Origin of the sequence: Streptomyces sp. NPDC007901, from assembly GCF_042959465.1 — a bacterium.
Classification (GTDB): Bacteria; Actinomycetota; Actinomycetes; order Streptomycetales; family Streptomycetaceae; genus Streptomyces.
In genome coordinates this window covers 515,856-541,620 of record NZ_JBIBKW010000001.1, presented here as the reverse complement: position 1 = coordinate 541,620, position 25,765 = coordinate 515,856, and the positions used below count along the sequence as shown (strand labels likewise).

The window sequence follows — 25,765 nt, the reverse complement described above, 5'->3', positions numbered from 1 at the left end:
CATGAAGATCCACAAGTACGACACCGTCATCGTCGGCGCCGGTGGCGCGGGCATGCGCGCGGCCATCGAGTCCACGAAGCGCAGCCGCACCGCGGTCCTGACCAAGCTCTACCCCACCCGCTCCCACACGGGCGCCGCGCAGGGCGGTATGGCCGCCGCGCTCGCCAACGTGGAGGAGGACAACTGGGAGTGGCACACCTTCGACACGGTCAAGGGCGGTGACTACCTGGTCGACCAGGACGCCGCCGAGATCCTGGCGAAGGAGGCCATCGACGCCGTCCTCGACCTGGAGAAGATGGGCCTGCCGTTCAACCGGACGCCGGGCGGCACCATCGACCAGCGCCGCTTCGGCGGTCACAGCCGCAACCACGGCGAGGCGCCAGTCCGCCGGTCCTGCTACGCGGCGGACCGCACCGGCCACATGATCCTCCAGACGCTGTACCAGAACTGCGTCAAGGAGGGCGTGGAGTTCTTCAACGAGTTCTACGTCCTGGACCAGCTCATCACCGAGGAGGACGGCGTCAAGAAGTCCTCCGGTGTGGTCGCCTACGAGCTGGCCACCGGTGAGATCCACGTCTTCCAGGCGAAGGCCGTCATCTACGCCTCCGGCGGCACCGGCAAGTTCTTCAAGGTGACGTCGAACGCCCACACGCTGACGGGTGACGGCCAGGCGGCGGTCTACCGCCGTGGGCTCCCCCTGGAGGACATGGAGTTCTTCCAGTTCCACCCGACCGGCATCTGGCGCATGGGCATCCTGCTGACGGAGGGCGCCCGTGGTGAGGGCGGCATCCTCCGCAACAAGGACGGCGAGCGCTTCATGGAGAAGTACGCGCCGGTCATGAAGGACCTCGCGTCCCGTGACGTCGTCTCCCGCTCCATCTACACGGAGATCCGTGAGGGCCGCGGCTGCGGTCCCGAGGGCGACCACGTCTACCTCGACCTCACCCACCTCCCGCCGGAGCAGCTGGACGCGAAGCTGCCCGACATCACGGAGTTCGCGCGCACCTACCTCGGTATCGAGCCGTACACGGACCCGATCCCGATCCAGCCCACCGCGCACTACGCGATGGGCGGCATCCCGACCAACGTCGAGGGTGAGGTCCTCTCGGACAACACCACCGTCGTCCCCGGCCTGTACGCCGCCGGCGAGGTCGCCTGCGTCTCGGTCCACGGCGCCAACCGCCTCGGCACCAACTCGCTGCTCGACATCAACGTGTTCGGCCGCCGGGCGGGCATCGCGGCCGCCGAGTACGCGCACACGGTGGACTACGTCGACATCCCGGAGAACCCGGCCGAGTTCGTGGTCTCCCAGATCGAGCGGCTGCGCACCTCCACGGGCAACGAGCGGGTCGCCACGATCCGCAAGGAGCTGCAGGAGACCATGGACGCCAACGTCATGGTGTTCCGTACCGAGCAGACGATCAAGACGGCGGTCGAGAAGATCGCGGAGCTGCGCGAGCGCTACAAGAACGTCTCGATCCAGGACAAGGGCAAGCGGTTCAACACGGACCTGCTGGAAGCGATCGAGCTCGGCAACCTCCTGGACCTCGCCGAGGTCATGGCGGTCTCCGCCCTGGCCCGCAAGGAGTCCCGCGGCGGTCACTACCGCGAGGACTACCCCAACCGCGACGACGTCAACTTCATGCGCCACACCATGGCGTACCGCGAGGTGGGCGACGACGGCGCCGAGTCCATCCGTCTCGATTACAAGCCGGTCGTCCAGACCCGCTACCAGCCGATGGAGCGTAAGTACTGATGGCAACTCCCGTTCTGGACAAGGTGGAGGCGGAGGCCGCGGCCTCGGACCACCTGATCACCGTCACCTTCCGGGTCCGCCGGTTCAACCCGGAGGTCTCCGCGGACGCGGTCTGGGAAGACTTCCAGCTGGAGATCGACCCGAAGGAGCGCGTCCTCGACGGCCTCCACAAGATCAAGTGGGACGTCGACGGCACGCTGACCTTCCGCCGTTCCTGCGCGCACGGCATCTGCGGCTCGGACGCGATGCGGATCAACGGCAAGAACCGCCTCGCGTGCAAGACGCTGATCAAGGACATCAACCCCGAGAAGCCGATCACGGTCGAGCCCATCAAGGGCCTGACGGTCCTCAAGGACCTGGTCGTCGACATGGAGCCGTTCTTCCAGGCGTACCGGGACGTCATGCCCTTCCTCATCACGAAGGACACGAACGAGCCCACGCGCGAGCGTCTCCAGACCGCCGAGGACCGCGAGCGCTTCGACGACACCACGAAGTGCATCCTCTGCGCCGCCTGCACCTCCTCGTGCCCGGTCTTCTGGAACGACGGCCAGTACTTCGGCCCGGCCGCCATCGTCAACGCACACCGCTTCATCTTCGACTCGCGTGACGAAGCCGCCGAGCAGCGCCTCGAAATCCTCAACGACCGCGACGGCGTCTGGCGCTGCCGCACCACCTTCAACTGCACCGACGCCTGCCCCCGCGGCATCGAGGTCACCAAGGCGATCCAGGAAGTCAAGCGCGCCCTGATCACCCGCCGCTTCTGATCCCCTTTCCCTCACCTCAGAGCCCCGTCTCCGTCACTTCGGAAACGGGGCTCTCTGGTGTTTCTGGCCGGTTATCGCCATCTACTGAATGAGTCGTTCCGTCTGTCACACTCCGGGCACATTGCCCAGTAGGTGGGGGACGGTTCATGGCACAGAACATGAAACCGGAGATTGGACCACGGGTTCCGTATCCGCTCGGTTATGCGGAGGCGACGACCTCCACTCAGACCGTGGCTGCTCCGCTGTTGTCGGCAGCGGCACTGTCACTGGTCGGTGTGATCATCGTGGACAGCACGAAATTCCGATGGCCCGAGGTGACACTGCTCCTCGTCGTCGCCTCTTCCATCTCGTTGATCGCGAGCATCCAGATCGGTGCGGACGCCCGCAAGTACCTGTACAACCGGGCGACGATCCAGGACTGGTACACGGACGAACAAGCCAAACGCAGCGCGGCCCTGGCCAAGCACAGTGAGCATTTCATCCAGTGGAGAGTGCGCAACCGCCGGGCGGTGGTCGCCTTCAACGCCGGCACCACGCTGCTGATCCTCGCCGTGTCCAGCGCTCTGTTTCCCCGCGACAACCACGCCGTGGTGCGCTGGATCGCCTCGGGAATGACGCTGGCGAGCGCTCTCGTCGAGGCTTGGTGGATCTACCGCCTGTTCCACCAGAGCTCCGACGAAACTCCGGACAAACCCAAGTCGCTCGACGGAGGTACCAGCTGATGCTCTACGACGTGATACTGCCAGGCAATGGGCCCGGGGTAGTGCCGTGTCCTCAGCTTCAATGCCCGGCCACATACCGGAATCAGGAGTTCGCCCGACGTGAGATCGACGACTGGGAAGCGGCGCTCCAACAAGGACCGGCCGCGGCCAGGGCCTTCCTGAACGCATCCGAAGCCCCCATGACGGAACACCTGCCCGCGTGCCCCTTCAGGCGCCTGCCACCAGCCGTTCTCGCGCTCTGCGGGGATGACGAACTCCTCACTCAGCAGCAAAAGGTCTGGGCCGTCCTCGACGACTGTTAGGGCTCCGTGGAGTCTTCGCCGTCGTCCGTCGGCACGTGACCGTACGGCCGTATCCGGCGCCGCCGCCCCGTGAACTCGTCCGACACCTCGCCGAACAGTGCCTCGGCGCTCGCCGGATCCGCGGGCAGCGGATAGTGCAGGGCGTCCAGCAGATCGAAGCGGTGCAGGTCGTACACGACGTGCATCAGGCCGGAGTAGGCCTGCGCCGTGGTCACCGCGCCCTTGTACGCCACCGCCGCCAGTACCAGGCCGGCGGCGCACAGCCACCAGGCGGACGGTTCGTCGTACAGGGCCACCGCACTCGCGGCCGTGAGGGCCGAGAACGCCCAGCAGAGGTTCACGGCGCTGTCGAGCGCGTCGCGGGCGGAGCGGAGCGCCTCGGCGAGGGGGTCGGACACCTGGGGGTAGATGCGCGGCCAGGAGGTCAGCGTCGTCAGGCCGTAGCGTTCGCCGGCGCTCACCTCCCCCGCGCGCAGGGCGTTGCCCAGGGCCGTGGGCAAAAGGATGTCGGCCGTCGGCAGGGCGGCGAGGCGACGGCGCGCGTCGGCCCGTGTTCTCCGGTCCGCGTCCCCGTTCGCGGATGCCACCGCCCGCCGCCGCAGCGCCTGCCACCGTCTGCGCTGCAGCGCGGCCAGCACCCCCGCGAGCCGGGCCGTGAGCGGCCAGCGGTCCCAGTACCCCTCCAGCACCCGCACCGCCCGCACCTGAAATGGCTGCAGCAGCAGGCCGAGCAGTGCGGCGGTGGCGGTGATGGCCGTGAGGAGGGCCAGCGCTGCCATGGGATCGGCCGGGCACACCGCGCCCCAGTCGCTGTGCCCCGAGAAGCTGCCCGCGCGTATCAGGGCGAGCACCCCGGCGACGAACAGGGCGGACGGCGCGAAGTGCACCGACAGCACTCGTCGCACGGCGCCCCGTCCTCCCCGTACACCACCACAGTTCTGAGCGGTGTTCAGTATGGGGGCGGCGCCGGGGTCAGCTCACGGCAGGCCGGTGCCACTCGCGGGCGCCTGCCGCGCGCATGAGGGCGAGGGCGGTGTCGGGGTCGCCGGAGACGAGGGGGTGGACGAGTTCGACGTAGCGGACCTGGCCCGCCAGGGACCTGCGGAGTTGGCGGAGGGTGCGGGCGCCGAAGGAGACCCCGCCGCGGCGGGGTACGACGCCCGCCGCGAGGGCCAGGCCCTCGACGCCGACCTTGCACTCGGTCAGGGCAGTGCGGCGGCAGGCGTGGATCTCGACGTCACCCTGCCAGAGGCCGAGGACGACCTTGTACGTGACCGCCGGGCCGATGTAGGTGGCGACGGCCAGGTGCCGGTCCGGGTCGGTCTCGCCCGGTCCGTCCAGGCCCAGCCGCTCCGCGACCCCGGCGAACGCCGCCCGTACCTCGCCGCAGAAGGCCTCTGCTCCCGGAGCCATCCCCGCCCCCTCGCTCGCGCGGCACCGACGAGGGCACAGCGTACCGACGGGGCGGACCGTGTCTCGGCCCATTGAGTGACCCGACGGTCAGCCCGCCCGGCAACCGTCATCTTCGCTCCTAATCTGATCGCATGTCAGATGACGAGTCGTACGAACTGCTCGGTTTCGACAATGTGCTGATCCCCGTCGGGGATCTCACGGCCGCAGTCACCTTCTACGAGCGGGCCGGGTTCGCGGTCGGGTTCCGGTTCGACGAGGGCGGGATCGCCCTGCTGCGGGTCGGGGGCGAGACCCCCGGGATCCTGCTGCGCGTCGAGGAGGGGCTGGGGCACCGGCCGGCGGTGTGGGCCGCGCCGCGGGTGTGGCTGGAGGTGCCGGACGCGCGGGTCGCGGCGCGCAGGCTCAAGGACGCCGGGATCGCGGTGCTGGACGAGCCGTTCTCGGTGGCCACGGGGTGGACCGTCGAGGTCGCCGACCCCTGGGGGAACGTCCTCGGGTTCACCGACTACATCAAGCGGCCGGAGCTCGGCCGGCGGGCGTGAACGGGGTCACTCCGCAACCGAGTTGAACACGTTCAAAAGCAGGTCTACAGTCATCCCTGTCAGCGTTTTGAACGCGTTCAAGAAGGGGTGGGGCATGGACCGTACCGTCGTCGCCTACGTCATCTACCTGCTCGTCAGCATCGGGCTCACCATCTGGGTGGCCCGCACACTCAGCCACAACGGGCGGATCTTCCTGTCCGACGTCCTGCAGGGGAACGAGAAGCTCGCCGACGCCGTGAACCACCTCCTGGTGGTCGGCTTCTACCTCGTCAACCTCGGCTTCGTCGCGCTCTACCTGCACACCAGCGACACGATCGAGGACACCCGCGGGATCTTCGAGGCGCTGTCCTCGAAGATCGGGGTCGTGCTGCTCGTGCTCGGTGTGATGCACCTCGGCAACGTGTACGTGCTGAACCGGATCCGGCGCCGCGGGGTCATGGAGAAGGAGCAGCTCCCGCCGGTCCCGCCGCAGGGCTGGACCGCGCCGGCGGCCGGGGCGTGAGCACCGTGACCGCCACCGGCGACCGGGGCGCCGCGCGCGTCCCGGTCCGCGGGCTCACCGTGCTCTACGACGCGGAGTGCACCCTCTGCACCCACCTGCGCGACTGGCTCGCCCGGCAGCCGCAGCTGGTACCGCTCACGCTCGTGCCGGCCGGGTCGGACGAGGCCCGGACCCGCTTCCCGGCACTGGACCACTCCGCCACCTTCGACGAGGTCACCGTCGTCGGCGACGCGGGGCAGGTCTACCGGGACACCGCCGCCTGGATCGTCGTCCTGTGGGCGCTGCGGGAACAGCGGCCGCTGGCCCACCGGCTGAGCACGCCGGCGGGGGCGCGGCTGGCCCGGGGCGCGGTGCTGGCCGCCGCCTGGTGGCGGGGCGGGCTGGGGAACGGGAAGGTCTTCCGGCGGGAGGACATCGACAGGGGCGGCGCGAAGCGCCTCGTCGAGGGGCGGTGGTCGGGCGACGGGTGGGCGTACGAACCCGGCATCGGGTGGATCTACGACCCTCCGGGCTGTGCCGGCGGCGTCTGCACCACTGGTTAGGCTCTGTCCGTGTCCGCGAAGAACGACGGTCCCGTCGAGGCCGCTGCCCAGAGCAAGTCCGAGCAGACCCGCGCGCTGATCCTGGAGACCGCGATGCGGCTGTTCCGGGAGCGCGGCTACGAGAAGACCACGATGCGGGCCATCGCCACGGAGGCCGGGGTCTCCGTCGGCAACGCGTACTACTACTTCGCCGGCAAGGAACACCTGATCCAGGGCTTCTACGACCAGCTCGCCGCCGAGCACCGGGTGGCGGTCCGCGAGGTCCTGGACCGGGAGACCGACCTGGAGGCGCGGCTCTCGGGCGTGCTGAAGGTATGGCTGGACATCGCGCGGCCGTACCACGAGTTCGCGGTCCACTTCTTCAAGAACGCCGCCGACCCCGACAGCCCGCTCAGCCCGTTCTCCCCGGAGAGCGAGCACGCGCGCGAGGAGGCGATCAGCGTGCACCGGGAGGTGCTCGCCGGGGCGAAGACCAAAGTGGCGCCCGAACTGCGGGACATCCTGCCCGAGTTGATGTGGCTCTCGCAGATGGGCCTGGTGCTTTATTGGATCTTCGACCGGACCGAGGGGCGAGAGCGCAGCTACCGGCTGGCCGAGCGGGGGGCCCGGCTGACCGCGCGAGGCGTCTCCCTCGCGCGGTTCCGGGTGCTACGACCGCTCGTGCTCGAGGTGCACGAGCTGTTCACGGACTTCCTGCCGGGGATGACCCGGGTGCTGCCGGATCCGGGGGGCAGCAGGCGTCGGTGACCCCCCTCAGGGCCGGTTGACCGCGTCCACCTCCCCCTCCGCCAGCTCCACGTCGTACACCAGCGGCCCCTCCGTCACCGTCACGTGCCGGGCCTTCGAGCCGTACGGCTCCGAGGACACCGCGAGCAGATACGCGCCCGGGGACGGGACCGACACGATGTACGAGCCGTCCGCGAGGGAGGTCACCCGGTCCAGCTGACGGCCGCCCTTGGACATCAGGGTCACCGAGGCGTCCTCCACCGGGTCGCCGTCCGGGGTGCGGACGAAGCCGTGGATCGCGGTGGCCGGGCCGGTCGGCTCGGCCGGCCCGGAGGCCGTCTCCTGGGGCTCCACGGCGAGGTGCGGGAGCCGCTTGTCCAGCCAGGCCGGCAGCCACCAGTTCGAGTTGCCCAGCAGGTGCATCGCCGCCGGGACCAGGGCCGTACGGAGGATGAACGCGTCGAGGGCGACCGCCGCCGCCAGGCCCACGCCCGCCATCGCCGCGCCCGAGTCGCCGCTGAGGACGAAGGCCAGGAAGACGCAGACCATGATCAGGGCGGCGGAGTTGATGACGCGGCTGGTCTCCGCGAGGCCGACCCGGACCGCCCGCGCGTTGTCCTTGGTGTGCACCCACTCCTCGTGCATCCGGCTCACCAGGAACACCTGGTAGTCCATGGAGAGGCCGAAGAGCAGGGAGAGCATGATGACCGGGAGGAACGCGTTGATCGGGCCCTCCTTGCCGAGGCCCAGCAGGTCCAGGCCCCAGCCCCACTGGAAGACCGCGACGAGGACGCCGAAGGAGGCCGCCGCCGCGATCAGGTTCATCAGGGCCGCCGTCAGCGGGACCACGAGGGAGCGGAAGGCGATCAGGAGGAGCAGGAAGCCCAGGGTGATGATCGTCGCGATGAAGAGCGGGAGCCGGTCGCCGGTGACCGAGGCGAAGTCCTTCGACACCGCCGTCACGCCGCCCACGTGGGCCTCGGCGCCCGCCTTCGGGATCACCTGGTCGCGCAGGGTGTCGATGAGGTCGTCGGTCTCCTTCGACTGGGGTGAGGTGGTCGGGACCACCTGGATGACCGTGACGCCCTGCGACGGGGGCAGTTCGGCGACCTGGGCGATCCCCGGGGTCGACTTCAGGCCCTGGACCAGCTTCGCCGTGTCGCCGCCGACGCTGACCACCTGGAGGGGGCCGTTGAAGCCGGGGCCGAAGCCCTCGGCGAGCAGGTCGTAGGCCTTTCTGGTGGTGGTGGACGCGTCGTCGTTGCCCTGGTCGGTGGCGCCGAGGCGCAGGGAGAGGACCGGGATGGCGAGGACGGCCATGACGACCACCGCGATCGCCGCGATCCGGCGCGGGCGCTTCTGCACGTTCGCCGACCAGCGGGCCGCCAGGCCGCTCGCCTTCTCCGGCTCCGGGCCCTCGGCGGCCAGCCGGCGGCGCTGGCGGCGGCTGAGGACGCGCGGGCCGAGGAAGCCGAGCAGGGCGGGGAGGAGGGTGGTGGCCGCGAGGACGCTCAACACGACCGTGAGGGAGGTGCCGATGACCACGCCGTCCAGGAAGCGCAGGCGTGTGACCAGCATGCCGGCCAGCGCGATGCAGACCGTGCCGCCCGCGAACAGCACCGCCCGGCCCGAGGTGTTGAGGGCGGTGACCGCCGACTCCTCCGGGTCCATGCCGCGCAGGATGCCGCGCCGGTGCCGGGTGACGATGAACAGGGCGTAGTCGATGCCGACACCGAGGCCGATCAGGGAGGCGAGCAGCGGCGCGATGTCGGGGATGTCGGTGACGTGGCTGAGCAGCTGGGTGGAGAACAGGCCCATGCCGACGCCGAAGACGGCGATCGCGATGGGCAGGGTCATCGCGAAGAACGAGCCGAACGCCAGGAACAGGACGACGGCCGCGGCGATGATGCCGACCATCTCGGACAGGCCCTGCGGCGGCTCCTGGACGCGCTGGATGGCCTGGCCGCCCAGCTCCACCCGGAGGCCGTCGCGTTCGGCGGCCTGCGCGGTGTCCAGGACCTTCTGGACCTGCTCCTTCGGGATCTCGTTCGCCCGCTTGGTGAAGGTCAGCTGGGCGTAGGCGATCCTGCCGTCCTTGCTGATCTGCGCCGCGCCCCGGTCGCCGGCGTAGGGGCTGGTGACCGCGCCCACGCCGGGCAGCTTGGCGATCTTGTCGAGGGCCGGCTGGACGCGGTCCTTGACCGCCTGGTCCGTCACCGAGCCGCTGTCGGCCTTCCACACCACGGTGTCCGTGTCACCGGAGGTGTTCGGGAAGGCCTTCTCCATCAGGTCGTACGCGGTCTTGGAGTCCGTGTCGGGGAGGGAGAACACGTTCGCGTAGTTCGTGCCCGCCGAGGAGGCCGAGAAGCCCACGCCGACGAGTGCCCCCACCCACAGCAACAGGACCACCAGCCGGTGCCGATAGCACCACCGTGCCAATGCCGTCACGCTCAACAGCTCCTTGTCGTAGATCACTTCGGTCGGTTGGTCCCCCCAGGTCCTGGGCAACAGGATCGGCAGCGGGCCGCGCGCCGGGACACGGGGCGCGCATGACTCTCAAGGAACTCCAAAGCTGCGCGCCCCCGGCTGTCGGTGGCGGCGTCGATACTGGGGGCATGACGGCTCCAGGCAGCACCGTGCTGATCGTGGAGGACGAGCCGAGCATCGCGGACGTCCTCGCCATCGCCCTGCGCTACCACCGGTTCGAGGTGATGACGGCCGGCACGGTCCGCGACGCCCTCGCGCTGGCCGAGCGCACCCGGCCGGACGCGGCCCTGCTCGACGTGATGCTGCCGGACGGCGACGGGCGGGCGCTGGCGCGGGAACTGCGCGCCCGGCAGCCGGACCTGGCGCTGGTGTTCCTCACCGCGCGGGACGCGCCCGCCGAGATAGTCGGCGCCCTCGGCTACGGCGACGACTACATCACCAAGCCCTTCAACATCGACGAGGTGGTCGCCCGGATCGGCGCGGTGCTGCGCCGCACCCGCCCGGCCGACGTCATCCAGCAGCGGCCGCCGCTGCGCTACGGCGACCTGGAGCTGGACGAGACGACGTACTGCGTGCACCGCGCGGGCCGCACGGTCGAGCTGACCCCGACCGAGTACGCGCTGCTGCGCTTCCTGGTGCGCAACGGCGGCCGGATCGTCCCCAAGGAGCAACTGCTCAGGCATGTCTGGCAGTACGAGCACGTGCCGTCCGAGTCGACCGTCGTGGAGACCTACATCAGCTATCTGCGGCGCAAGCTGGACACCCTGGGAGCGCCGGTGATCACCACCCGGCGGGGCGTCGGATACGGGCTGACATGAGCCTCGCCAAGCGCCGGCACCGGCACGGGATCCACTCGCTGCGCGGCGGGCTGACCCTGGCCAACGTCGGCCTCCTCGCCATCGGCATCATCGTGGCGACCACGGCGAGCATCATGGGCATGCGGCTGTACCTGCTCGACCAGGTGGACTCCGAGCTGGTCAAGATGCGGACCTCGCTGGGGAGTTCGGGGCTGACCCTGCGGCAGGTCGACTCGCTGAGCGCGCTCGGCGTGATCCGCGAGCGGATCACCCCCGCCGAGTCCGATCCGACCCCGGACTCGATCTTCGCCGTCATCGACGCCAAGGGCGACCCGGTCACCGTCTTCGACATGAAGCCGACGCAGGCCCAGCGGGCCCTCGCCGACGCCGTGCACGACCCGCGCGCCCTCGCCGCCGGGCCCGACCCGTACGACGTCGAGGTGCACGGCGCGTCCTACCGGGTGACCGCGACCCGGCTCGCCGACGGCCCCTACATCCTGCTGGCCACCTCGACCGAGCTGCTCCACAAGGGCATAGCCAAGGCGCTCAGGCTCGACTTCGCCGTGGGCACGCTGCTGCTCGCGCTGCTGTGCTGTCTGACCATGTACAGCGTGCGGCGTCGGCTGCTGCCGCTGGAGGACATGGTGGAGACGTCGTCGGCGATAGCCGAGGGGGACCTCACCCGGCGGGTGCCGTCCAGCCAGCATCCGACGCAGGAGGTCGAGCAGCTGCGGCTGGCCCTCAACTCCATGCTGCACCAGGTGGAGACGGCGTACCGGACGCGCGAGCGCAGCGCGGCCCAGCTGCGCCGGTTCGTCGCCGACGCCTCGCACGAGCTGCGCACGCCGCTCGCCGCCATCCGCGGCTATCTGCAGCTGTACGACAAGGGGATGCTGCGTGAGCCCGGGGAGCGGCGGCGGGCCTGGGACCGGATGCACGGGGAGGTGGACCGGATGGGGCGGCTGGTCGACGAACTGCTGCTGCTGGCGCGGCTCGACCAGCGGCCCGAGATCCGGTTCCAGAACGTGGACGTGAGCCGGCTGGTGCGGGACGCGGCGGAGGACCTGCGGGCGCAGCAGCCGGGGCGGCCGGTGGTCGTGGCGGCGGAGGGTGCGGTGCTGGTGCGGGCCGACGAGTCCGGGTTGCGGCAGGTGCTGGGGAATCTGCTGGCCAACGTGCGGACGCATACGCCGGTCGAGGCGGGGGTCGCCCTGGGGGTGGAGCGGTCGGACGGGGTGGTGCGGGTGTGTGTGGCCGACGAGGGGCCGGGGTTGGCGGAGGAGGACGCGGCGCGGATCTTCGACCGGTTCTTCCGGGTGGGGAGTGCGGAGGGGAGCGGGCTGGGGATGGCGATCGTGCAGGGGGTGGTGGCGGCGCATGGGGGTGAGGTGGGGGTGCGGACGGCGCCTGGGGAGGGGCTGGCCGTGACGGTTACGTTGCGATCGGTCTGAATTCGGCTGACGGCCGGTGGGGGCTGGTCGCGCAGTTCCTCCCCCAGCCTTCGGCCGGGGGTACCCCCAGCGCCCCCGAAGGGGCGCTCCACTAGGGGTTGGCCAAGATCAAAACCCAGACTGTCTTGCCGTGCGAGCCTCTGCTCCACACCCCCCAGGCCGCCGCGATCGTCTCCACCAGGTGGAGGCCTCGGCCCGTCTCGTCGTCCTCTCGGACGATCCTCAGCCGGGGCTCGACGCGGCCCTCGTCGGAGACCTCTATCAGGCACGAGCCGTCGGCCAGGGCTGTGACGGCCACCTCGAACTCGCGCTCCAGGAGGGGGCCGTGGCGTACGACGTTGGTGGCCAGCTCCGAGACCAGGAGTACGGCGTCGTCGACCGCCGGGTCGTCGGGGCCGTGGCCCCAGTCGGCCAGGTGGTCCCGGACCCGGTGCCGGGCCAGGCCGACGGAGGCCGGGTGCCGGGGGAGCCGGAAGGAGTTGCGTCTCAGCACGTCTGCTCCGAGGACCACCGCCGGGGGCGTCAGATCCAGTTCAGACTCCACAGGCGGAACACGCCCGTGCTGTCGTTGAGGTACTGGCTGCCGCCGATGTCCTCGCTGCTGAGGACGTAGTCCGTGCGCTGCCAGAGCGGGATCAGCGGCACGTCGTCGGCCACGTCCGTCTGGATGGTGCGGAAGTCCTGGTCGACGCGGCTGCGGTCGGGGTACTGCCGGCTGTCCTGGATGAGGTGGTCGACGGCCTTGTTGCTGTAGCCGGTGCTCATCACGGAGTCGGTGCCGACCAGGGAGGCGCCGAAGGTGTCCGGGTCGGGGTAGTCGGCGACCCAGCCGACGGCCCAGGCGTCCATCTTGCCCTCGGCCCACGACTTCTGGAAGTCGGTCCACTCGTACCCCTTGACGTCGACCTTGAACAGGCCGCCCGCCTCCAGCTGCTTCTTCAGCGCGGCGGCCTCCTCGGCTCCCGAGCCGTGGCCGATGCCGTAGCCGAAGGAGAACTCGACCGGCGTGCTGACGCCGGCCTGCTCCAGCAGCGCCTTCGCCTTGGCGACGCTCTGCGTCGGGTACTGGTCGAAGAAGGACGTGGTGTGGCCGGTGAGGCCGGTCGGGATCAGCGAGTACAGCGGCTCGACCGTCCCGTCGTACACGGTGTGGGCCAGCTGCTCGCGGTTGACCAGCCAGGCCAGCGCCCGGCGGACGAGGGGGTCGTGCAGGGGCGATTTCTTGCGGGTGTTGAGGTACAGGTTGCGGGTCTCGGAGCTGTCGGACTCCGTGACGCGCTGGGTGGGGTCGCTGGGATTGAGCTTGGACACCATGGCCGGCGGCAGCGTCCGGGTGGCGACGTCGATGTCCTTGGCCTTGTACGCGGCGGCGAGCTTGGCCGAGTCGGTGTAGTAGTCCAGCCTGATGGGGCGGCCGGTGCCGCCGAGGTCGCCCTTGTAGTGCGTGTTGGGCTGCAGGATCGCCCGCTTGTTGCTCGTGTACGACGTCAGGGTGTACGGGCCGGTGCCGTCCACCCCGTTGTCGGTGCGCAGGCCGTTCGCCGGGTACTTGTCCTTGTCGACGATCGAACCGGCGCCGGTGGCCACCTTGAACGGGAACGTCGCGTCCGGCGAGGACAGGTGGAAGGTGACGGTCCGGCCGGAGGCGGTCACCGAGGAGAGCGTCGAGAACAGGGACGCCGGGCCGACATCGGAGTTGATCTTCTTGACCCGGTCGAAGGAGTACTTGACGTCCTCGGCGGTCATCTCCCGGCCGCTCGGGAAGGTGATCCCCTCGCGGAGCTCGCAGCGGTACGTCCGCAGGCCGGAGTCCGTGAACTTGCAGCTCTCGGCCGCGTCCGGGACCGGCTGGACCCCGTCGGGCTCGAAGGCGAGCAGCGACTGGAAGACGTTGTTGAACAGCGCCCAGGAGCCGGCGTCGTAGGCGCCTGCCGGATCGAGCGAGGTGACGGCGTCGGTCGTACCGACGGTGATCGTCTTGCTCTTGTTCCCCTGCGACGGCAGCAGCTGCCAGCCGCCGATCCCCACGATCGCCAGGACGAGAAGCGTCACGAGAATCCGCATGCGAACAGATCGCATGGTTGGTGCCCTCCCCACAAGTGCCACTCCCCTAAGTGACGCGGCTCACCTAACCACAGGTGTTTCATGTGGGGGAAGAGTGATCTGACTAGATGATGAAGAACTTACCGAGCGCTTGTTTCGACCGGATTTCACAGGCTTTCCACAGGGGTCCGGTGGTCAGGCCTGCTTCGACGCGAGTTCGATGACGGTGATGTCCGAGGGTGCCCCGACCCGCGTGGGCGGGCCCCAGGCGCCCGCGCCCCGGGAGACGTACAGCTGGGTGTCGCCGTAGCGGTCCAGGCCCGCGACCGTCGGGTTGGCCGCGGCCGCGATGAGGTTGCCGGGCCAGAGCTGGCCGCCGTGGGTGTGGCCGGAGAGCTGGAGGTCGACGTGGTGGCGGACGGCCTCGTGGATCTGGACGGGCTGGTGGGCGAGGAGCACGCAGGCGCGGGCCGGGTCGCGGTCGGCCAGCGCGCGGTCGAAGTCGGGGCCCTGGCCGGTGCTCTCGCCGGCGAGGTCGTTCACCCCGGCGAGGTCGAAGTGGGCGAGTTCGGTGCGGGCGTTCTCCAGGGGGTGGAGGCCCAGGCGACGCACCTCCTCGACCCACTGGGCGGCACCGGAGAAGTACTCGTGGTTGCCGGTGACGAAGAACGCGCCGTGCCGTGCCGACAGCTGGGCGAGGGGGGCGGCGGCCGGGCCGAGGTTCTTCACGCTGCCGTCGACGAGGTCGCCGACCACCGCGATCAGGTCGGGCCGGGTGGCGTTGATGGTGTCGACGACCTGCTGCGCGAAGCCCTTGCCGAGGATCGGTCCGAGGTGGATGTCGCTGACGACAGCGATGCGGTAACCGTGGGCGGCCCTGGGGAGTTTGGCGAGGGGGACGGTGACGCGCTTCACGCGGGGGCCACGGAGAACTCCGTAGGTTCCCAGGCCGACGGTGGCCGTGGCCGCGGTGGCGGCTGCGCCGCCGACCACGCGGGAGACGAAGAGGCGGCGGGTGGGGGGTGGGGTGGGGGTTTCGGTTCTTGTTTCGGTGCGGGTGAGTTGTTTGAGGGGGGCTTCGGTGGGTGGGGACGGTTGCGCTTCGTCGTGGCTGGTCGCGCCCACGCGGCGGTAGCCGCACATCGAACACAGCCCCGCGCCCCTGGCGGGGCGCTCCAGTGCGCGGCGTAGCAGGGGGCGCAGCACCTCCCCCGCCACCACTACCAGCAGCAGGTACAGGGAGAGGACCATCCACAGGAAGCCCGGCCAGGCGAGGGTGCGCTGGAGGGGGAAGGGGGCGTGGCCGACCTCTGCGAAGAGGGCCGCGAACATCAGGATCGGGCCGAGGACGAACAGGCTCGTGCCCGCGCGGCGTGCCCAGCCGGGACCGGTCGTCGTATCGCGGACCAGGCGGCGCCACAGGTACCAGTACAGGCCTGTCACCACGGTCAGGGCGAGGAACCCGAGGACGATGATCACCCTGACGTGCCTCTTTCTATGACGTACGGCGCAGTGCGCGTACTCCGCGCAACCCGATGACCCCGATGACCGTCCCCAATACGAAGGAAACGACGGCCAGCGTCAGGTGGATCCAGAAGTACGCCGTGGGATGGCCGTCGTCGAAGGCGAGTCCGCTGCCGTCCTTGACGAGATTCTTGACGAAAGTGATCCAGATGAACCAGCTCCACACCCCGAACGCGAGCAGGAACCAGGAGACCGGACGGCTGAGCTTCATGGGTTCAGTATCGCCGTCCGCTGTCCGGTTCCGTCCCCGGGGTGGGGTCGGTGGTGGGACTTCGCGGTCCGTGCCGGGTACGTTCTCGTCCGTGCCCGCTCCGAAGCCTCACGCCGGTCGATCTCTGCTGGTCGTCTCCGCCGCCCTGCTGTCCCTGTCGCTCACCGCCCCGGCCGCGCTCGCCGCGCCGTCGCCCTCGACGAGTCCGTCGGCCACGCCGCCCGCGACCATGTCGACGGTCGGCGGTACCCGGCTGGGACAGCCCGGTACCCAGGTCGACCTGGCCGCCGGGGTGCCGGTGCTGCCGAAGGACATCACCGCGCGCTCCTGGATCGTCTCCGACCCCGAGTCCGGCGAGGTGCTCGCCGCGCACAACGCGCACTGGCGGCTGCCCCCGGCGAGCACCCTGAAGATGCTGTTCGCGGACACCGTGCTGCCCCGGTTCCCGAAGTCGACCCCGCACAAGGTGGTGCCGGCGGATCTGGCGGGCATGGGCGCCGGTTCCAGCCTGGTCGGGATAAAGGAAGGCCAGACGTATACGGTCCGCGACCTGTGGCTCGGGGTCTTCCTCCGCTCCGGCAACGACGCCGTGCATGTGCTGTCCGCGATGAACGGCGGGGTCGAGCAGACCGTCAAGGACATGCAGGACCACGCCGACGAGCTGCAGGCACTGGACACGCATGTGGTGAGTCCGGACGGGTACGACGCGGCCGGGCAGGTGTCGTCGGCGTACGACCTGTCGCTGTTCGCGCGTTCCGGGCTGCAGAAGAAGGACTTCCGGGAGTACTGCTCGACCGTGCGGGCCACGTTCCCGGGCGACACGACGAAGAACGCCAAGGGCAAGTCGGTGCGGGGCTCCTTCGAGATCCAGAACACCAATCGGCTGCTGAGCGGGGACAGTGATGTGTCGGTCTACCCGGGCATCGCGGGGGTGAAGAACGGCAACACCACCAACGCGGGGGCCACCTTCACCGGGGTCGCCGAGCGCGGCGGCAAGGTGCTGCTGGTCACCGTGATGAACCCGGAGAAGAAGGAGCACAACGAGGTCTACAAGGAGACCGCCAAGCTGTTCGACTGGGGGTTCCAGGCGCTGGGCAAGGTGACCCCGGTGGGTGAGCTGGTCCCGCCGAAGGGGGCCGTGGGCTCCAGTGCCCAGCCGGGGGTGACGCCGTCGGCGACCCCGGTGGGCAAGGACGGCGGTGCGAGCTCGCGGCCGGTGGCCGCCGCCTCGGCCGACGGCTCCAGCGGGGTCGGGGTGGCGCTGGCGATCACGGGCGGGGCGCTGGTGCTGCTGGTGGCCGCCGCGTTCCTGGTCAACCGCCGGTGGCCGCTGCCGGATCTGGTGCGCCGTCGGACTCGTCCCTGAACAGGCCGGTGCTCTCCGTCGCCGTCCAGGCCGCGCAGAACAGGACGAGTTTCGCGGTGAAGTTGATCCACAGCAGCAGGGCCACGGGGACGCCGAACGCGCCGTACATGCTCTTCCCGGCGACGCCCTGGATGTAGCCGCTGAGCAGCAGCTTGAGGAGTTCGAAGCCGACCGCGCCGATCAGGGCCGCGACCAGCAGCCGGCGGCGCGGCGGTTCGACTCCGGGCAGCAGGGTGAGGACGTAGAGCAGGAGCAGGAAGTCGGCGGTCACGGCGACGACGAAGGCGGCGACACGGAGCAGCAGGCTGCCCCAGCTGTGCTGGTGGATGCCGAGCTGGCCGGCCGCCCAGCCGACCGCCGCCGAGGCGATCGTGGAGACGGCGAGGGTGACCAGCACCGCGCCGCCGAAGCCGACCAGGATGACGGTGTCCTTGACCTTGGCGAGGATCGGGTTCTGGTCCTTGTCGGGCAGTTCCCACACCGTGCGCAGACAGTCCCGCATCTGGCCGACCCAGTTGATGCCGGTGAACAGCAGGACGGTGCCGGCGATGAGACCGACGGTGCCGGCGTTCTGGACCAGGGAGTTGATGTCCAGCTGGTCGGAGATGCCGGGGACCTGGTCGGCGATCTTGTTCTGGAGGTCCTCCTGCTGCGACGTGCTCAGCGTGGCGGCGGCGATCGCGGCGCCCACCGTGAGCAGCGGGAAGAGCGAGACGAAGCTGATGAAGGTCATGGCGGCGGCCAGCCGTGACCACTTGACCTCGTCGAGGCGCTCGTACGACCGCCACACGTGCGTGGTCATGAGCCAGCCGACGAGCGGGCCTACGACGGGGAGTTTTCTCAGCCAGTCCATGACCCGACTCTGCCCTCCGCGCGGAACACCAATGTACGGGTTCCCCAGAAGCGCAGAACTGTGGCGAGCGCCATGCCGACGACCGCGCCGGAGACGGTGTCGGCACGCTGCGAGGTGAGGCCGAGTCCGTAGTGGCTGACGGCGAGGCAGAGCAGCTGGACGAGGGCGCCGGCGAGGTTCACGGCGACGAAGACGGCGTAGGGGCGCACCCCGGTCGCGCGGGTGTGGCGGTAGGTGCCGCGCGCGTTGCCGAGGTAGGCGACCGTGCAGCCCGCCACGAAGGACAGGGACTTGGCGGTGAGCGGGTCGAGGGCGGCCGGGCCGCGCAGGCAGCTGAAGAGGGCGAGGTCGACGGCGTAGGCGAGCAGGCCGACGGCGGCGAAGCCGGCCAGCTCACGCCGGTCCGTGCTCACCAGTGGGCCACGGCGAGGCCGTACATCGCGAGCCAGGCCAGTCCGATCAGGGCGAGGGCGCGGTCGCGCAGCACGACGTCCTCGGGTTCGCCGGCGGTGCCCCGGTCGGCGAAGACGGCGTAGCGCAGGATGGCCAGGATGAACGCGACCATGGACAGCTGGCGCCAGGGCAGCAGGCCCGCGGCGGGGGTGCGGTGGCTCTCCAGGGCCCACAGGCAGTAGGCGAGGACGGCGACACCGGCGGCGAGCTGCCAGACGAAGCGCAGGTAGCCGGTGGTGTACTCGGTGAGCAGCGCCCGCGTGGCACCGGCCTTTCCGGCCATCTGGACGGCCTCGGAGTAGCGCTTGGCCGCGACCATGAAGAGCGCGCCGAAGCCGGTGGTGATCAGGAACCAGCGGGACAGCGGGATGCCGAGGGCGACCCCGCCGATCACCGCCCGCATCACGAAGCCGGTGGTGACGACGACGAGGTCGACGACGAGGACGTGCTTCAGCGTGACGCAGTAGGCCAGTTGCATGCCCAGGTAGGCGATCAGGAGGGCCGGGACGAGGGGCGGGGTCAGCCGGGCCGCGAGCAGCGGGCCGAGGACGGCCAGGACGGCTCCGGCGGTGTAGGCGACGGGGACCGGGACCTGGCCGGCGGCGACCGGGCGGCGGCATTTGACGGGGTGGGCGCGGTCTGCCTCGGCGTCCCGGGCGTCGTTGATCAGGTAGACGGCGGCGGCGCAGGCCGTGAAGAGGACGAAGGTGAGGGTGAGGCGGACCAGGGCGTGCACGGAGAAGAGCTGGCCGGCGGCGGCCGGGGCGGCGATGACGAGGGTGTTCTTGACCCACTGTTTGGGGCGGGTGGTCCTCAGCAGGCCCTTGAGGAGACCGGCGGGGGTGACCGGCACGCGTACCGGTCCGTGCGGCGAGCGGCCCGGGTGGCTGCGCTGCCCGTGCAGATTCGTTTCAGCAGCCCCGTCGGCCCTGGCTTCCGCAGCGGCCTGCGCGGTCTCGGTCACGCTCGCCTCCCCGTGTACGGGACACCCGCTACCGGCACGCACGAGGTGCCCGGCACTCCCGCGCGCATCCACCGCGCCCCGGCGCGCGCCGTGAGCGCCCCCAGGGCCGCGCCCGCCGCCACGTCCGTCGGGTAGTGCACGCCGACGACCAGCCGGGAGAGGCACATCGCGGTCGCGACGGGCGCGAGGGCGGGCACGCCGAGCGCCCCGAAGGCGACGGCGGCGGCCGTGGCGGAGGTGGCGTGCGAGCTGGGGAAGGAGTGCCGGCCCGCGGTACGCACCAGGGGCCGGACATGCGCGGGGCGCGCACGGCGCACGATCCGTTTGACGCCCATGCTGGCCAGGTGCGCGCCCGCGACCAGCGCCGTGCCACGCAGCCAGGCGCCGCGCCGCGCACCGTCCACGGCGGCCCCGGCGAGGCCCGCCGCGAGCCAGAGCGCGCCGTGCTCACCGGCGAGGGAGAGACCGCGCGCGGCCGACGCGACGCGTGGATCGGCACCGCAGGCGTGCAGTGCGGAGAGGATCCGGTGGTCCATGTCGTCCATTGGACTCACTGTTCACCTTCACCCCGCCAAAGCTACGACCATATTGAGCGACATTCCGATAATCACCCGTTTCGGGGAGTCAGGTGATATTCCGTAACCAATCACCCAAGGCGCTCATCACACCCATACGGCAGCGATACGGTCACTCCCATGCCTGGAATGCCCGGAGGGCCCACCGTCCCCGTCACCGGCTGGGGCCGCACCGCCCCCACCGCCGCCCGCCTGATCCGCCCCCGGACCTACCAGGAGGCGGCGGACGCGATCCGCACCTGCGGGGCGCGCGGCGGTATCGCGCGGGGCCTCGGGCGGGCGTACGGGGACGCGGCGCAGAACGCCGGCGGTGTCGTCCTCGACATGACGGGCCTGGACCGCATCCACGCCATCGACGCCGACGGCGGCACCGTGCTCTGCGACGCGGGCGTCTCGCTGCACCGCCTCATGGAGGTGCTGCTGCCGCTCGGCTGGTTCGTCCCGGTGACCCCGGGGACCCGCCAGGTGACGGTGGGCGGCGCGATCGGCGCCGACATCCACGGCAAGAACCACCATGTCTCGGGATCGTTCTCCCGTCACGTGCTGTCCTTCGAACTCCTCACCGCCGACGGCCAGGTCCGTACGGTGAGCCGCGGCACCCCGCTGTTCGAGGCGACGGCCGGCGGCATGGGTCTGACCGGAGTGATCCTCACGGCGACCGTCCGCCTCCTCCCCGTCGAGACGTCGTACCTGTCCGTCGACACCGAACGCGCCGCCGACCTCGACGACCTGATGGCCCGTCTCACCGCCACCGACCACCGCTACCGCTACTCGGTCGCCTGGATCGACCTGCTCGCCCGTGGGGCGGCGACCGGGCGCGCGGTGCTCACCCGGGGCGACCACGCGCCCCGGGAGGCGCTCGGCGAGCGCACGCGCGCCGGGCGTGCACCACTCGCCTTCCACCCCCGTCAGCTTCCGGCCGCCCCCGCCTTCGTCCCCGAGGGCCTCCTGGGCCGCACCACCGTCGGCCTCTTCAACGAAGTCTGGTACCGCAAGGCACCCCGCGCCCGCACCGGCCAGCTCCAGCGCGTCTCCACGTTCTTCCACCCCCTGGACGGCGTCCCGCACTGGAACCGCGTCTACGGCCGCGCCGGCTTCGTCCAGTACCAGTTCGTCGTCGGATACGGCCAGGAGGACGCCCTGCGCCGGATCGTGGCCCGGATCGCCGAGCGCCGCTGCCCGTCCTTCCTGGCCGTCCTCAAACGCTTCGGCGACGCCGACCCCGGCTGGCTCTCCTTCCCCGTGCCCGGCTGGACCCTCGCCCTGGACATCCCGGCCGCGCTGCCCGGCCTCGCCGCCTTCCTCGACGAACTGGACGAGGAGGTCGCGGCCGCCGGCGGCCGGGTCTACCTCGCCAAGGACTCCCGGCTCCGTCCCGACCTGCTCGCCGCGATGTACCCGCGGCTCGCCGAATTCCGCGCCCTGCGCGCGGAGTCGGACCCCCGGGGCATCTTCGTCTCCGACCTCTCCCGCCGTCTCGGCCTCTAGTCCCCCGTCCTCCCCCACCCCTCAGGAGTCGCCGTGAAGGACGCCTTCGGAATGCCCCAGTCGCTGCTCGTCCTCGGCGGTACGTCCGAGATCGCGCTGGCCACCGCGCGCCGGCTGATCGCCCGCCGCACCCGCACGGTCTGGCTGGCCGGCCGCCCCTCCCCCGCGCTCGAGGGGGCCGCCGGGCAACTGCGCGCCCTCGGCCCCGACGTCCACACCGTCGCCTTCGACGCCCTCGACCCCGAGTCCCACGAGACGGCCCTCGGCAAGGTCTTCGCCAACGGCGACGTCGACATGGTCCTGCTCGCCTTCGGCGTCCTCGGCAACCAGGCGACGGACGAACGCGAGCCGGTGAACGCGGTACGCGTCGCGCAGACCAACTACACCGGCGCGGTCTCGGCGGGCCTGGTCGCCGCACGGGCCTTGCAGGCGCAGGGCCATGGCTCGCTGGTGGTGCTGTCCTCGGTGGCCGGGGAGCGGGCGAGGCGCTCCAACTTCATCTACGGCTCCAGCAAGGCCGGCCTCGACGCCTTCGCCCAGGGCCTCGGCGACGCGCTGCACGGGACGGGCGTGCACGTGATGGTCGTACGGCCGGGGTTCGTGCGGTCGAAGATGACGCAGGGCCTGGAGGAGGCTCCGCTCGCGACGACCCCGGAGGCGGTGGCCACGGCGATCGAGCTGGGCCTGCGCAGACGCTCGGAGGTGGTGTGGGTACCGGGCACGCTGCGGGTGGTGATGTCGGCGCTGCGGCATGCACCACGTTCGGTGTTCCGACGGCTGCCGATCTAGCCCCGGCCAGTTGGAGCGCCCCGTCAGGGGCGCGGGGAACTGCGCGATCAACCCCCACCGGCCCGCGGCCTACCGACTCGCGATACTCCCCCGCTCCACATGCCCCACCTGAGGCGGCACCACAGAGCCCCCGAAGACGTAGTCACGAAGCTTCCGCCACACCCCGTCCGCCCCCTGCTCGTACAACGCGAACCCCGTACAGGGCCACTCGGCCTCGAAGTCCGCGAGTTCGGCGAACGCCCGGTCCATCGCCGCCTCGTCGATCCCGTGCGCGACGGTCACATGCGGGTGGTACGGGAACTGCAGCTCCCGGTCGAGCGGCCCCGACGCGTCCCGGACCCGCTGCTGGAGCCAGGCGCAGCCGTCCGCGCCCTGGACGACCCGGACGTAGACCACCGGGGACAGCGGCCGGAACGTACCCGTTCCGGACAGCCGCATCGGGAACGGCCTGCCGAGCGCGGCGACCTCGCTCAGGTGGGCCTCGACGGCGGCCAGCGACCCTTCGGCGATCTCCGTGGGCGGCAGCAGCGTGACGTGGGTGGGGATACCGTGGGCCGCGGCGTCGCCGAAGCCCGCGCGCCGCTCCTGGAGCAGGCTGCCGTGAGGCTCCGGGACCGCGATCGACACGCCGATCGTTACGGTCCCCACGTCATCTCCCGTCGGTCGTGATGGTCGGTCGTGATGGCCGGACGGTGTCGGGTTCGTACCCGGCCGTCCGGCTATCGACTGTACGGCCACGGCCGCCTTCCGGGCAGCCGTGGCCGAAGTGATGTGCAGCGCTCCCGTGCGCTCCCCGGAGCGCCCCGGGCGCCCCCGGCGCTCCGCCCGGCGCCGTCGGCGCCCGCGGCGGTCCGCTCAGTGCTTGGCGGGGAGGAAGCCCACCCGGTCGTAGGCCTGGGCGAGGGTCTCCGCCGCCACCGCACGGGCCTTCTCCGCGCCCTTGGCCAGGACCGAGTCCAGCGTCTCCGGGTCGTCCAGGTACTGCTGGGTGCGCTCCCGGAAGGGGGTCACGAACTCGACCATGACGTCGGCGAGGTCCGTCTTGAGCGCGCCGTACATCTTGCCCTCGTACTCCTGCTCCAGCTCGGCGATCGACTTGCCGGTGAGGGTGGAGTAGATGGTGAGGAGGTTGCTGACGCCCGGCTTGTTCTCGGCGTCGTACCGGATCACCGTGTCGGTGTCGGTGACGGCGCTCTTGACCTTCTTCGCCGTGGCCTTCGGGTCGTCGAGGAGGTTGATGAGGCCCTTCGGCGTGGACGCCGACTTGCTCATCTTGATCGACGGGTCCTGGAGGTCGTAGATCTTCGCCGTCTCCTTGAGGATGTACGGCTTCGGGATGGTGAAGGTCTCGCCGAAGCGGCCGTTGAAGCGCGTGGCGAGGTCGCGGGTGAGCTCGACGTGCTGGCGCTGGTCCTCGCCGACGGGGACCTCGTGGGCCTGGTAGAGCAGGATGTCGGCGACCTGGAGGATCGGGTACGTGAACAGGCCGACGGACGCGCGGTCCGCGCCCTGCTTGGCCGACTTGTCCTTGAACTGGGTCATCCGGCTGGCCTCGCCGAAGCCGGTGAGGCAGTTCATGACCCAGGCCAGCTGGGCGTGCTCGGGGACGTGGCTCTGCACGAAGAGGGTGCAGCGGTCCGGGTCCAGGCCGGCGGCGAGCAGCTGGGCCGCGGCGAGCCGGGTGTTGGCGCGCAGGTCGGCGGGGTCCTGCGGGATCGTGATCGCGTGCAGGTCGACGACCATGTAGAAGGCGTCGTGGGACTCCTGGAGGGCTACCCACTGGCGGACGGCGCCGAGGTAGTTGCCCAGGTGGAACGAGCCGGCGGTGGGCTGGATGCCGGAGAGCACGCGGGGTCGATCAGAGGCCATGTTCACCATTCTCTCAGAGGGTGAGGGTGGGAATGGCCCCCGTGGGGGACGGTTACGGTGCGCGGGGGACTGCGGCACCGTCGTGGCTGGTCGCGCCCCGCGGCGGAGCCGCAAATGAATGCGGCCCCGCGCCCCTAAAAGCAGGTCGGCTCAGCCCAGGTCGATCTCCGGGTACAGCGGGAAGCCCGCCACCAGGTCGGTCGCGCGCTGGGCGATCTCCGTCGACACCTTCTCGTCCAGGACGTGGGAGGCCTTCGACGGCGCGCCCGACTTCGTCGTGCCCGGCTCCGTGGCGGTCAGGACGCGGTCGATCAGGCCCGCGACCTCGTCCATCTCGGCCGTACCCAGCCCTCGCGTCGTCAGCGCGGGCGTGCCGATGCGGATGCCGGAGGTGTACCAGGCGCCGTTCGGGTCGGCCGGGATCGCGTTGCGGTTGGTGACGATGCCGGAGTCGAGGAGGGCGGTCTCGGCCTGGCGGCCGGTGAGGCCGTACGAGGTCTCGACGTCGATCAGGTTGAGGTGGTTGTCGGTGCCGCCGGTGACCAGGGTGGCGCCCCGGCGCATCAGGCCCTCGGCCAGCGCGCGCGAGTTGTCGACGATGCGCTGGGCGTAGTCCTGGAAGGCGGGCTGCCGGGCCTCGGCCAGGGCGACGGCCTTGGCCGCCATGACGTGCGGGAGCGGGCCGCCGAGGACCATCGGGCAGCCGCGGTCGACCTGGTCCTTGAGGGAGTCGTCGCACAGGACCATGCCGCCGCGCGGGCCGCGCAGCGACTTGTGGGTGGTGGTCGTCACGATCTGGGCGTGCGGGACCGGGTCGAAGTCGCCGGTCAGGACCTTGCCGGCGACCAGGCCCGCGAAGTGCGCCATGTCGACCATGAGGGTCGCGCCGACCTCGTCGGCGATCTCGCGCATGATCCGGAAGTTCACCAGCCGGGGGTACGCGGAATAGCCGGCGACGATGATCAGCGGCTTGAAGTCACGGGCCTGGGCGCGCAGTGCGTCGTAGTCGATCAGGCCGGTGGCCGGGTCGGTGCCGTAGGAGCGCTGGTCGAACATCTTGCCGGAGATGTTCGGGCGGAAACCGTGCGTGAGGTGGCCGCCCGCGTCCAGGGACATGCCGAGCATCCGCTGGTTGCCGAAGGCCTGGCGCAGCTCGGCCCAGTCGGCCTCGGAGAGGTCGTTGACCTGGCGGGCGCCGGTCTTCGCCAGGAAGGGCACCTCGACGCGGTCGGCGAGGACGGCCCAGAAGGCGACCAGGTTGGCGTCGATGCCGGAGTGCGGCTGGACGTAGGCGTGCTGCGCGCCGAACAGCTCGCGGGCGTGCTCGGCGGCGAGCCCCTCGACGGTGTCGACGTTGCGGCAGCCGGCGTAGAAGCGGCGGCCGATGGTGCCCTCGGCGTACTTGTCGCTGAACCAGTTGCCCATCGCGAGCAGGGTCGCCGGGGAGGCGTAGTTCTCGGAGGCGATCAGCTTGAGCATCTCGCGCTGGTCGGCGACCTCCTGGCCGATGGCGTCGGCGACCCGCGGCTCGACCGCGCGGATCACGTCGAGGGCGGCGCGGTACGCGGTGGACTCGGTGGACAGGGGTGCGGGCTGGTCGGACATTCGGGACCTCCGGACATGGCG

26 protein-coding genes are annotated in these 25,765 nt (G+C 70.7%); 12 read left to right on the top strand and 14 right to left on the bottom strand.

The window, feature by feature from the left end; genetic code table 11:
* The first annotated feature begins 1 nt into the window (after position 1).
* The 3 genes from sdhA (at position 2) to ACFZDK_RS02670 (ending at position 3,242) form a co-directional block, all read left to right on the top strand.
* On the top strand, positions 2–1,756 hold the full coding sequence (gene sdhA / locus ACFZDK_RS02680; protein ID WP_390969032.1) for a succinate dehydrogenase flavoprotein subunit: 1,755 nt from the start codon (positions 2–4) through the stop codon (positions 1,754–1,756).
* Positions 1,756–2,520: a succinate dehydrogenase iron-sulfur subunit gene (locus ACFZDK_RS02675; protein WP_390969030.1), complete on the top strand. Its 765-nt coding sequence runs from the start codon at positions 1,756–1,758 to the stop codon at positions 2,518–2,520. Before sdhA ends, ACFZDK_RS02675 begins: the two co-directional genes overlap by 1 nt.
* Positions 2,521–2,666: 146 nt before the next feature.
* Positions 2,667–3,242: a hypothetical protein gene (locus ACFZDK_RS02670; protein WP_390969028.1), complete on the top strand. Its 576-nt coding sequence runs from the start codon at positions 2,667–2,669 to the stop codon at positions 3,240–3,242.
* A 298-nt stretch (positions 3,243–3,540) separates the two neighbouring features.
* Here ACFZDK_RS02670 and ACFZDK_RS02665 read toward each other — a convergent pair whose 3' ends face one another.
* The gene (locus ACFZDK_RS02665) at positions 3,541–4,449 is read right to left on the bottom strand and encodes a hypothetical protein (protein ID WP_390969026.1); all 909 of its coding nucleotides are present in this window, start codon (positions 4,447–4,449) and stop codon (positions 3,541–3,543) included.
* 67 nt (positions 4,450–4,516) lie between these two features.
* Positions 4,517–4,957: a hypothetical protein gene (locus ACFZDK_RS02660; RefSeq protein WP_390969024.1), complete on the bottom strand. Its 441-nt coding sequence runs from the start codon at positions 4,955–4,957 to the stop codon at positions 4,517–4,519.
* Positions 4,958–5,088: 131 nt separating this feature from the next.
* Here ACFZDK_RS02660 and ACFZDK_RS02655 point away from each other — a divergent pair, with 131 nt between their 5' ends.
* The 4 genes from ACFZDK_RS02655 to ACFZDK_RS02640 all read left to right on the top strand — a co-directional run bounded on the left by ACFZDK_RS02655 (position 5,089) and on the right by ACFZDK_RS02640 (position 7,290).
* Positions 5,089–5,499: a VOC family protein gene (locus tag ACFZDK_RS02655; protein ID WP_390969022.1), complete on the top strand. Its 411-nt coding sequence runs from the start codon at positions 5,089–5,091 to the stop codon at positions 5,497–5,499.
* Between the two features lie 94 nt (positions 5,500–5,593).
* Positions 5,594–6,001, top strand: coding sequence for a hypothetical protein (locus ACFZDK_RS02650; RefSeq protein ID WP_390969020.1), 408 nt, complete (start codon positions 5,594–5,596; stop codon positions 5,999–6,001).
* Entirely contained in the window at positions 5,998–6,543 is a 546-nt protein-coding gene (locus ACFZDK_RS02645) for a DCC1-like thiol-disulfide oxidoreductase family protein (protein ID WP_390969018.1), read from the top strand. Before ACFZDK_RS02650 ends, ACFZDK_RS02645 begins: the two co-directional genes overlap by 4 nt.
* Positions 6,544–6,552: 9 nt before the next feature.
* On the top strand, positions 6,553–7,290 hold the full coding sequence (locus ACFZDK_RS02640; protein ID WP_390969016.1) for a TetR family transcriptional regulator: 738 nt from the start codon (positions 6,553–6,555) through the stop codon (positions 7,288–7,290).
* Between the two features lie 6 nt (positions 7,291–7,296).
* On the opposite strand, the gene ACFZDK_RS02635 is transcribed toward ACFZDK_RS02640, so the two are convergent.
* A complete protein-coding gene (locus ACFZDK_RS02635; protein WP_390970064.1) occupies positions 7,297–9,708 on the bottom strand; it encodes an MMPL family transporter in 2,412 nt (803 codons plus the stop codon).
* A gap of 176 nt (positions 9,709–9,884) precedes the next feature.
* On the opposite strand from ACFZDK_RS02635, the gene ACFZDK_RS02630 reads away from it, so the two are divergent.
* Positions 9,885–10,574 (top strand): response regulator transcription factor, encoded by a 690-nt coding sequence (locus tag ACFZDK_RS02630; protein ID WP_355728761.1) that lies wholly within the window; start codon positions 9,885–9,887, stop codon positions 10,572–10,574.
* Entirely contained in the window at positions 10,571–12,004 is a 1,434-nt protein-coding gene (locus ACFZDK_RS02625; protein ID WP_390969014.1) for an ATP-binding protein, read from the top strand. The genes ACFZDK_RS02630 and ACFZDK_RS02625 overlap by 4 nt, the downstream gene beginning before the upstream one ends.
* A 91-nt stretch (positions 12,005–12,095) precedes the next feature.
* Here ACFZDK_RS02625 and ACFZDK_RS02620 read toward each other — a convergent pair whose 3' ends face one another.
* The 4 genes from ACFZDK_RS02620 to ACFZDK_RS02605 form a co-directional block, all read right to left on the bottom strand.
* On the bottom strand, positions 12,096–12,497 hold the full coding sequence (locus tag ACFZDK_RS02620) for an ATP-binding protein (protein ID WP_390969013.1): 402 nt from the start codon (positions 12,495–12,497) through the stop codon (positions 12,096–12,098).
* 29 nt (positions 12,498–12,526) lie between these two features.
* Positions 12,527–14,083: an ABC transporter substrate-binding protein gene (locus ACFZDK_RS02615; protein WP_390969011.1), complete on the bottom strand. Its 1,557-nt coding sequence runs from the start codon at positions 14,081–14,083 to the stop codon at positions 12,527–12,529.
* 159 nt (positions 14,084–14,242) lie between these two features.
* Complete coding sequence (locus ACFZDK_RS02610; protein WP_390969009.1) at positions 14,243–15,526, bottom strand: metallophosphoesterase; 1,284 nt, start codon at positions 15,524–15,526, stop codon at positions 14,243–14,245.
* Between the two features lie 16 nt (positions 15,527–15,542).
* Positions 15,543–15,782 (bottom strand): SCO4848 family membrane protein, encoded by a 240-nt coding sequence (locus ACFZDK_RS02605; RefSeq protein ID WP_294011328.1) that lies wholly within the window; start codon positions 15,780–15,782, stop codon positions 15,543–15,545.
* Between the two features lie 91 nt (positions 15,783–15,873).
* Here ACFZDK_RS02605 and ACFZDK_RS02600 point away from each other — a divergent pair, with 91 nt between their 5' ends.
* Positions 15,874–17,148, top strand: a complete 1,275-nt coding sequence (locus ACFZDK_RS02600; protein WP_390969006.1) for a D-alanyl-D-alanine carboxypeptidase family protein — start codon at positions 15,874–15,876, stop codon at positions 17,146–17,148.
* On the opposite strand, the gene ACFZDK_RS02595 is transcribed toward ACFZDK_RS02600, so the two are convergent.
* From ACFZDK_RS02595 to ACFZDK_RS02580, 4 genes are read right to left on the bottom strand one after another with little or no spacing between them, the layout of a single operon-like run.
* A complete protein-coding gene (locus ACFZDK_RS02595; RefSeq protein WP_390969004.1) occupies positions 17,096–18,001 on the bottom strand; it encodes a YhjD/YihY/BrkB family envelope integrity protein in 906 nt (301 codons plus the stop codon). The two genes, ACFZDK_RS02600 and ACFZDK_RS02595, sit on opposite strands and share 53 nt — an antisense overlap.
* On the bottom strand, positions 17,989–18,414 hold the full coding sequence (locus ACFZDK_RS02590; protein WP_390969001.1) for a GtrA family protein: 426 nt from the start codon (positions 18,412–18,414) through the stop codon (positions 17,989–17,991). The genes ACFZDK_RS02595 and ACFZDK_RS02590 overlap by 13 nt, the downstream gene beginning before the upstream one ends.
* Positions 18,411–19,418 (bottom strand): decaprenyl-phosphate phosphoribosyltransferase, encoded by a 1,008-nt coding sequence (locus ACFZDK_RS02585; protein WP_390968999.1) that lies wholly within the window; start codon positions 19,416–19,418, stop codon positions 18,411–18,413. The genes ACFZDK_RS02590 and ACFZDK_RS02585 overlap by 4 nt, the downstream gene beginning before the upstream one ends.
* Positions 19,415–19,963 carry a phosphatase PAP2 family protein gene (locus tag ACFZDK_RS02580; protein ID WP_390968997.1) on the bottom strand — a complete coding sequence of 183 codons (549 nt, stop codon included), beginning with the start codon at positions 19,961–19,963 and terminating at the stop codon, positions 19,415–19,417. The genes ACFZDK_RS02585 and ACFZDK_RS02580 overlap by 4 nt, the downstream gene beginning before the upstream one ends.
* 150 nt (positions 19,964–20,113) lie before the next feature.
* Between ACFZDK_RS02580 and ACFZDK_RS02575 the strand changes: the two genes are divergently transcribed.
* Both ACFZDK_RS02575 and ACFZDK_RS02570 read left to right on the top strand, forming a co-directional pair.
* Positions 20,114–21,481, top strand: coding sequence for an FAD-binding protein (locus tag ACFZDK_RS02575; RefSeq protein WP_390968995.1), 1,368 nt, complete (start codon positions 20,114–20,116; stop codon positions 21,479–21,481).
* Between the two features lie 33 nt (positions 21,482–21,514).
* On the top strand, positions 21,515–22,270 hold the full coding sequence (locus tag ACFZDK_RS02570; RefSeq protein ID WP_390968993.1) for a decaprenylphospho-beta-D-erythro-pentofuranosid-2-ulose 2-reductase: 756 nt from the start codon (positions 21,515–21,517) through the stop codon (positions 22,268–22,270).
* Positions 22,271–22,339: 69 nt separating this feature from the next.
* On the opposite strand, the gene ACFZDK_RS02565 is transcribed toward ACFZDK_RS02570, so the two are convergent.
* From ACFZDK_RS02565 to ACFZDK_RS02555, 3 genes are all read right to left on the bottom strand, one after another.
* The gene (locus ACFZDK_RS02565) at positions 22,340–22,918 is read right to left on the bottom strand and encodes a 2'-5' RNA ligase family protein (RefSeq protein WP_390968991.1); all 579 of its coding nucleotides are present in this window, start codon (positions 22,916–22,918) and stop codon (positions 22,340–22,342) included.
* A gap of 207 nt (positions 22,919–23,125) precedes the next feature.
* Entirely contained in the window at positions 23,126–24,139 is a 1,014-nt protein-coding gene (gene trpS / locus ACFZDK_RS02560; protein WP_390968989.1) for a tryptophan--tRNA ligase, read from the bottom strand.
* A gap of 150 nt (positions 24,140–24,289) precedes the next feature.
* Positions 24,290–25,744, bottom strand: coding sequence for a glycine hydroxymethyltransferase (locus ACFZDK_RS02555; RefSeq protein ID WP_390968987.1), 1,455 nt, complete (start codon positions 25,742–25,744; stop codon positions 24,290–24,292).
* Between the last annotated feature and the right edge of the window lie 21 nt (positions 25,745–25,765).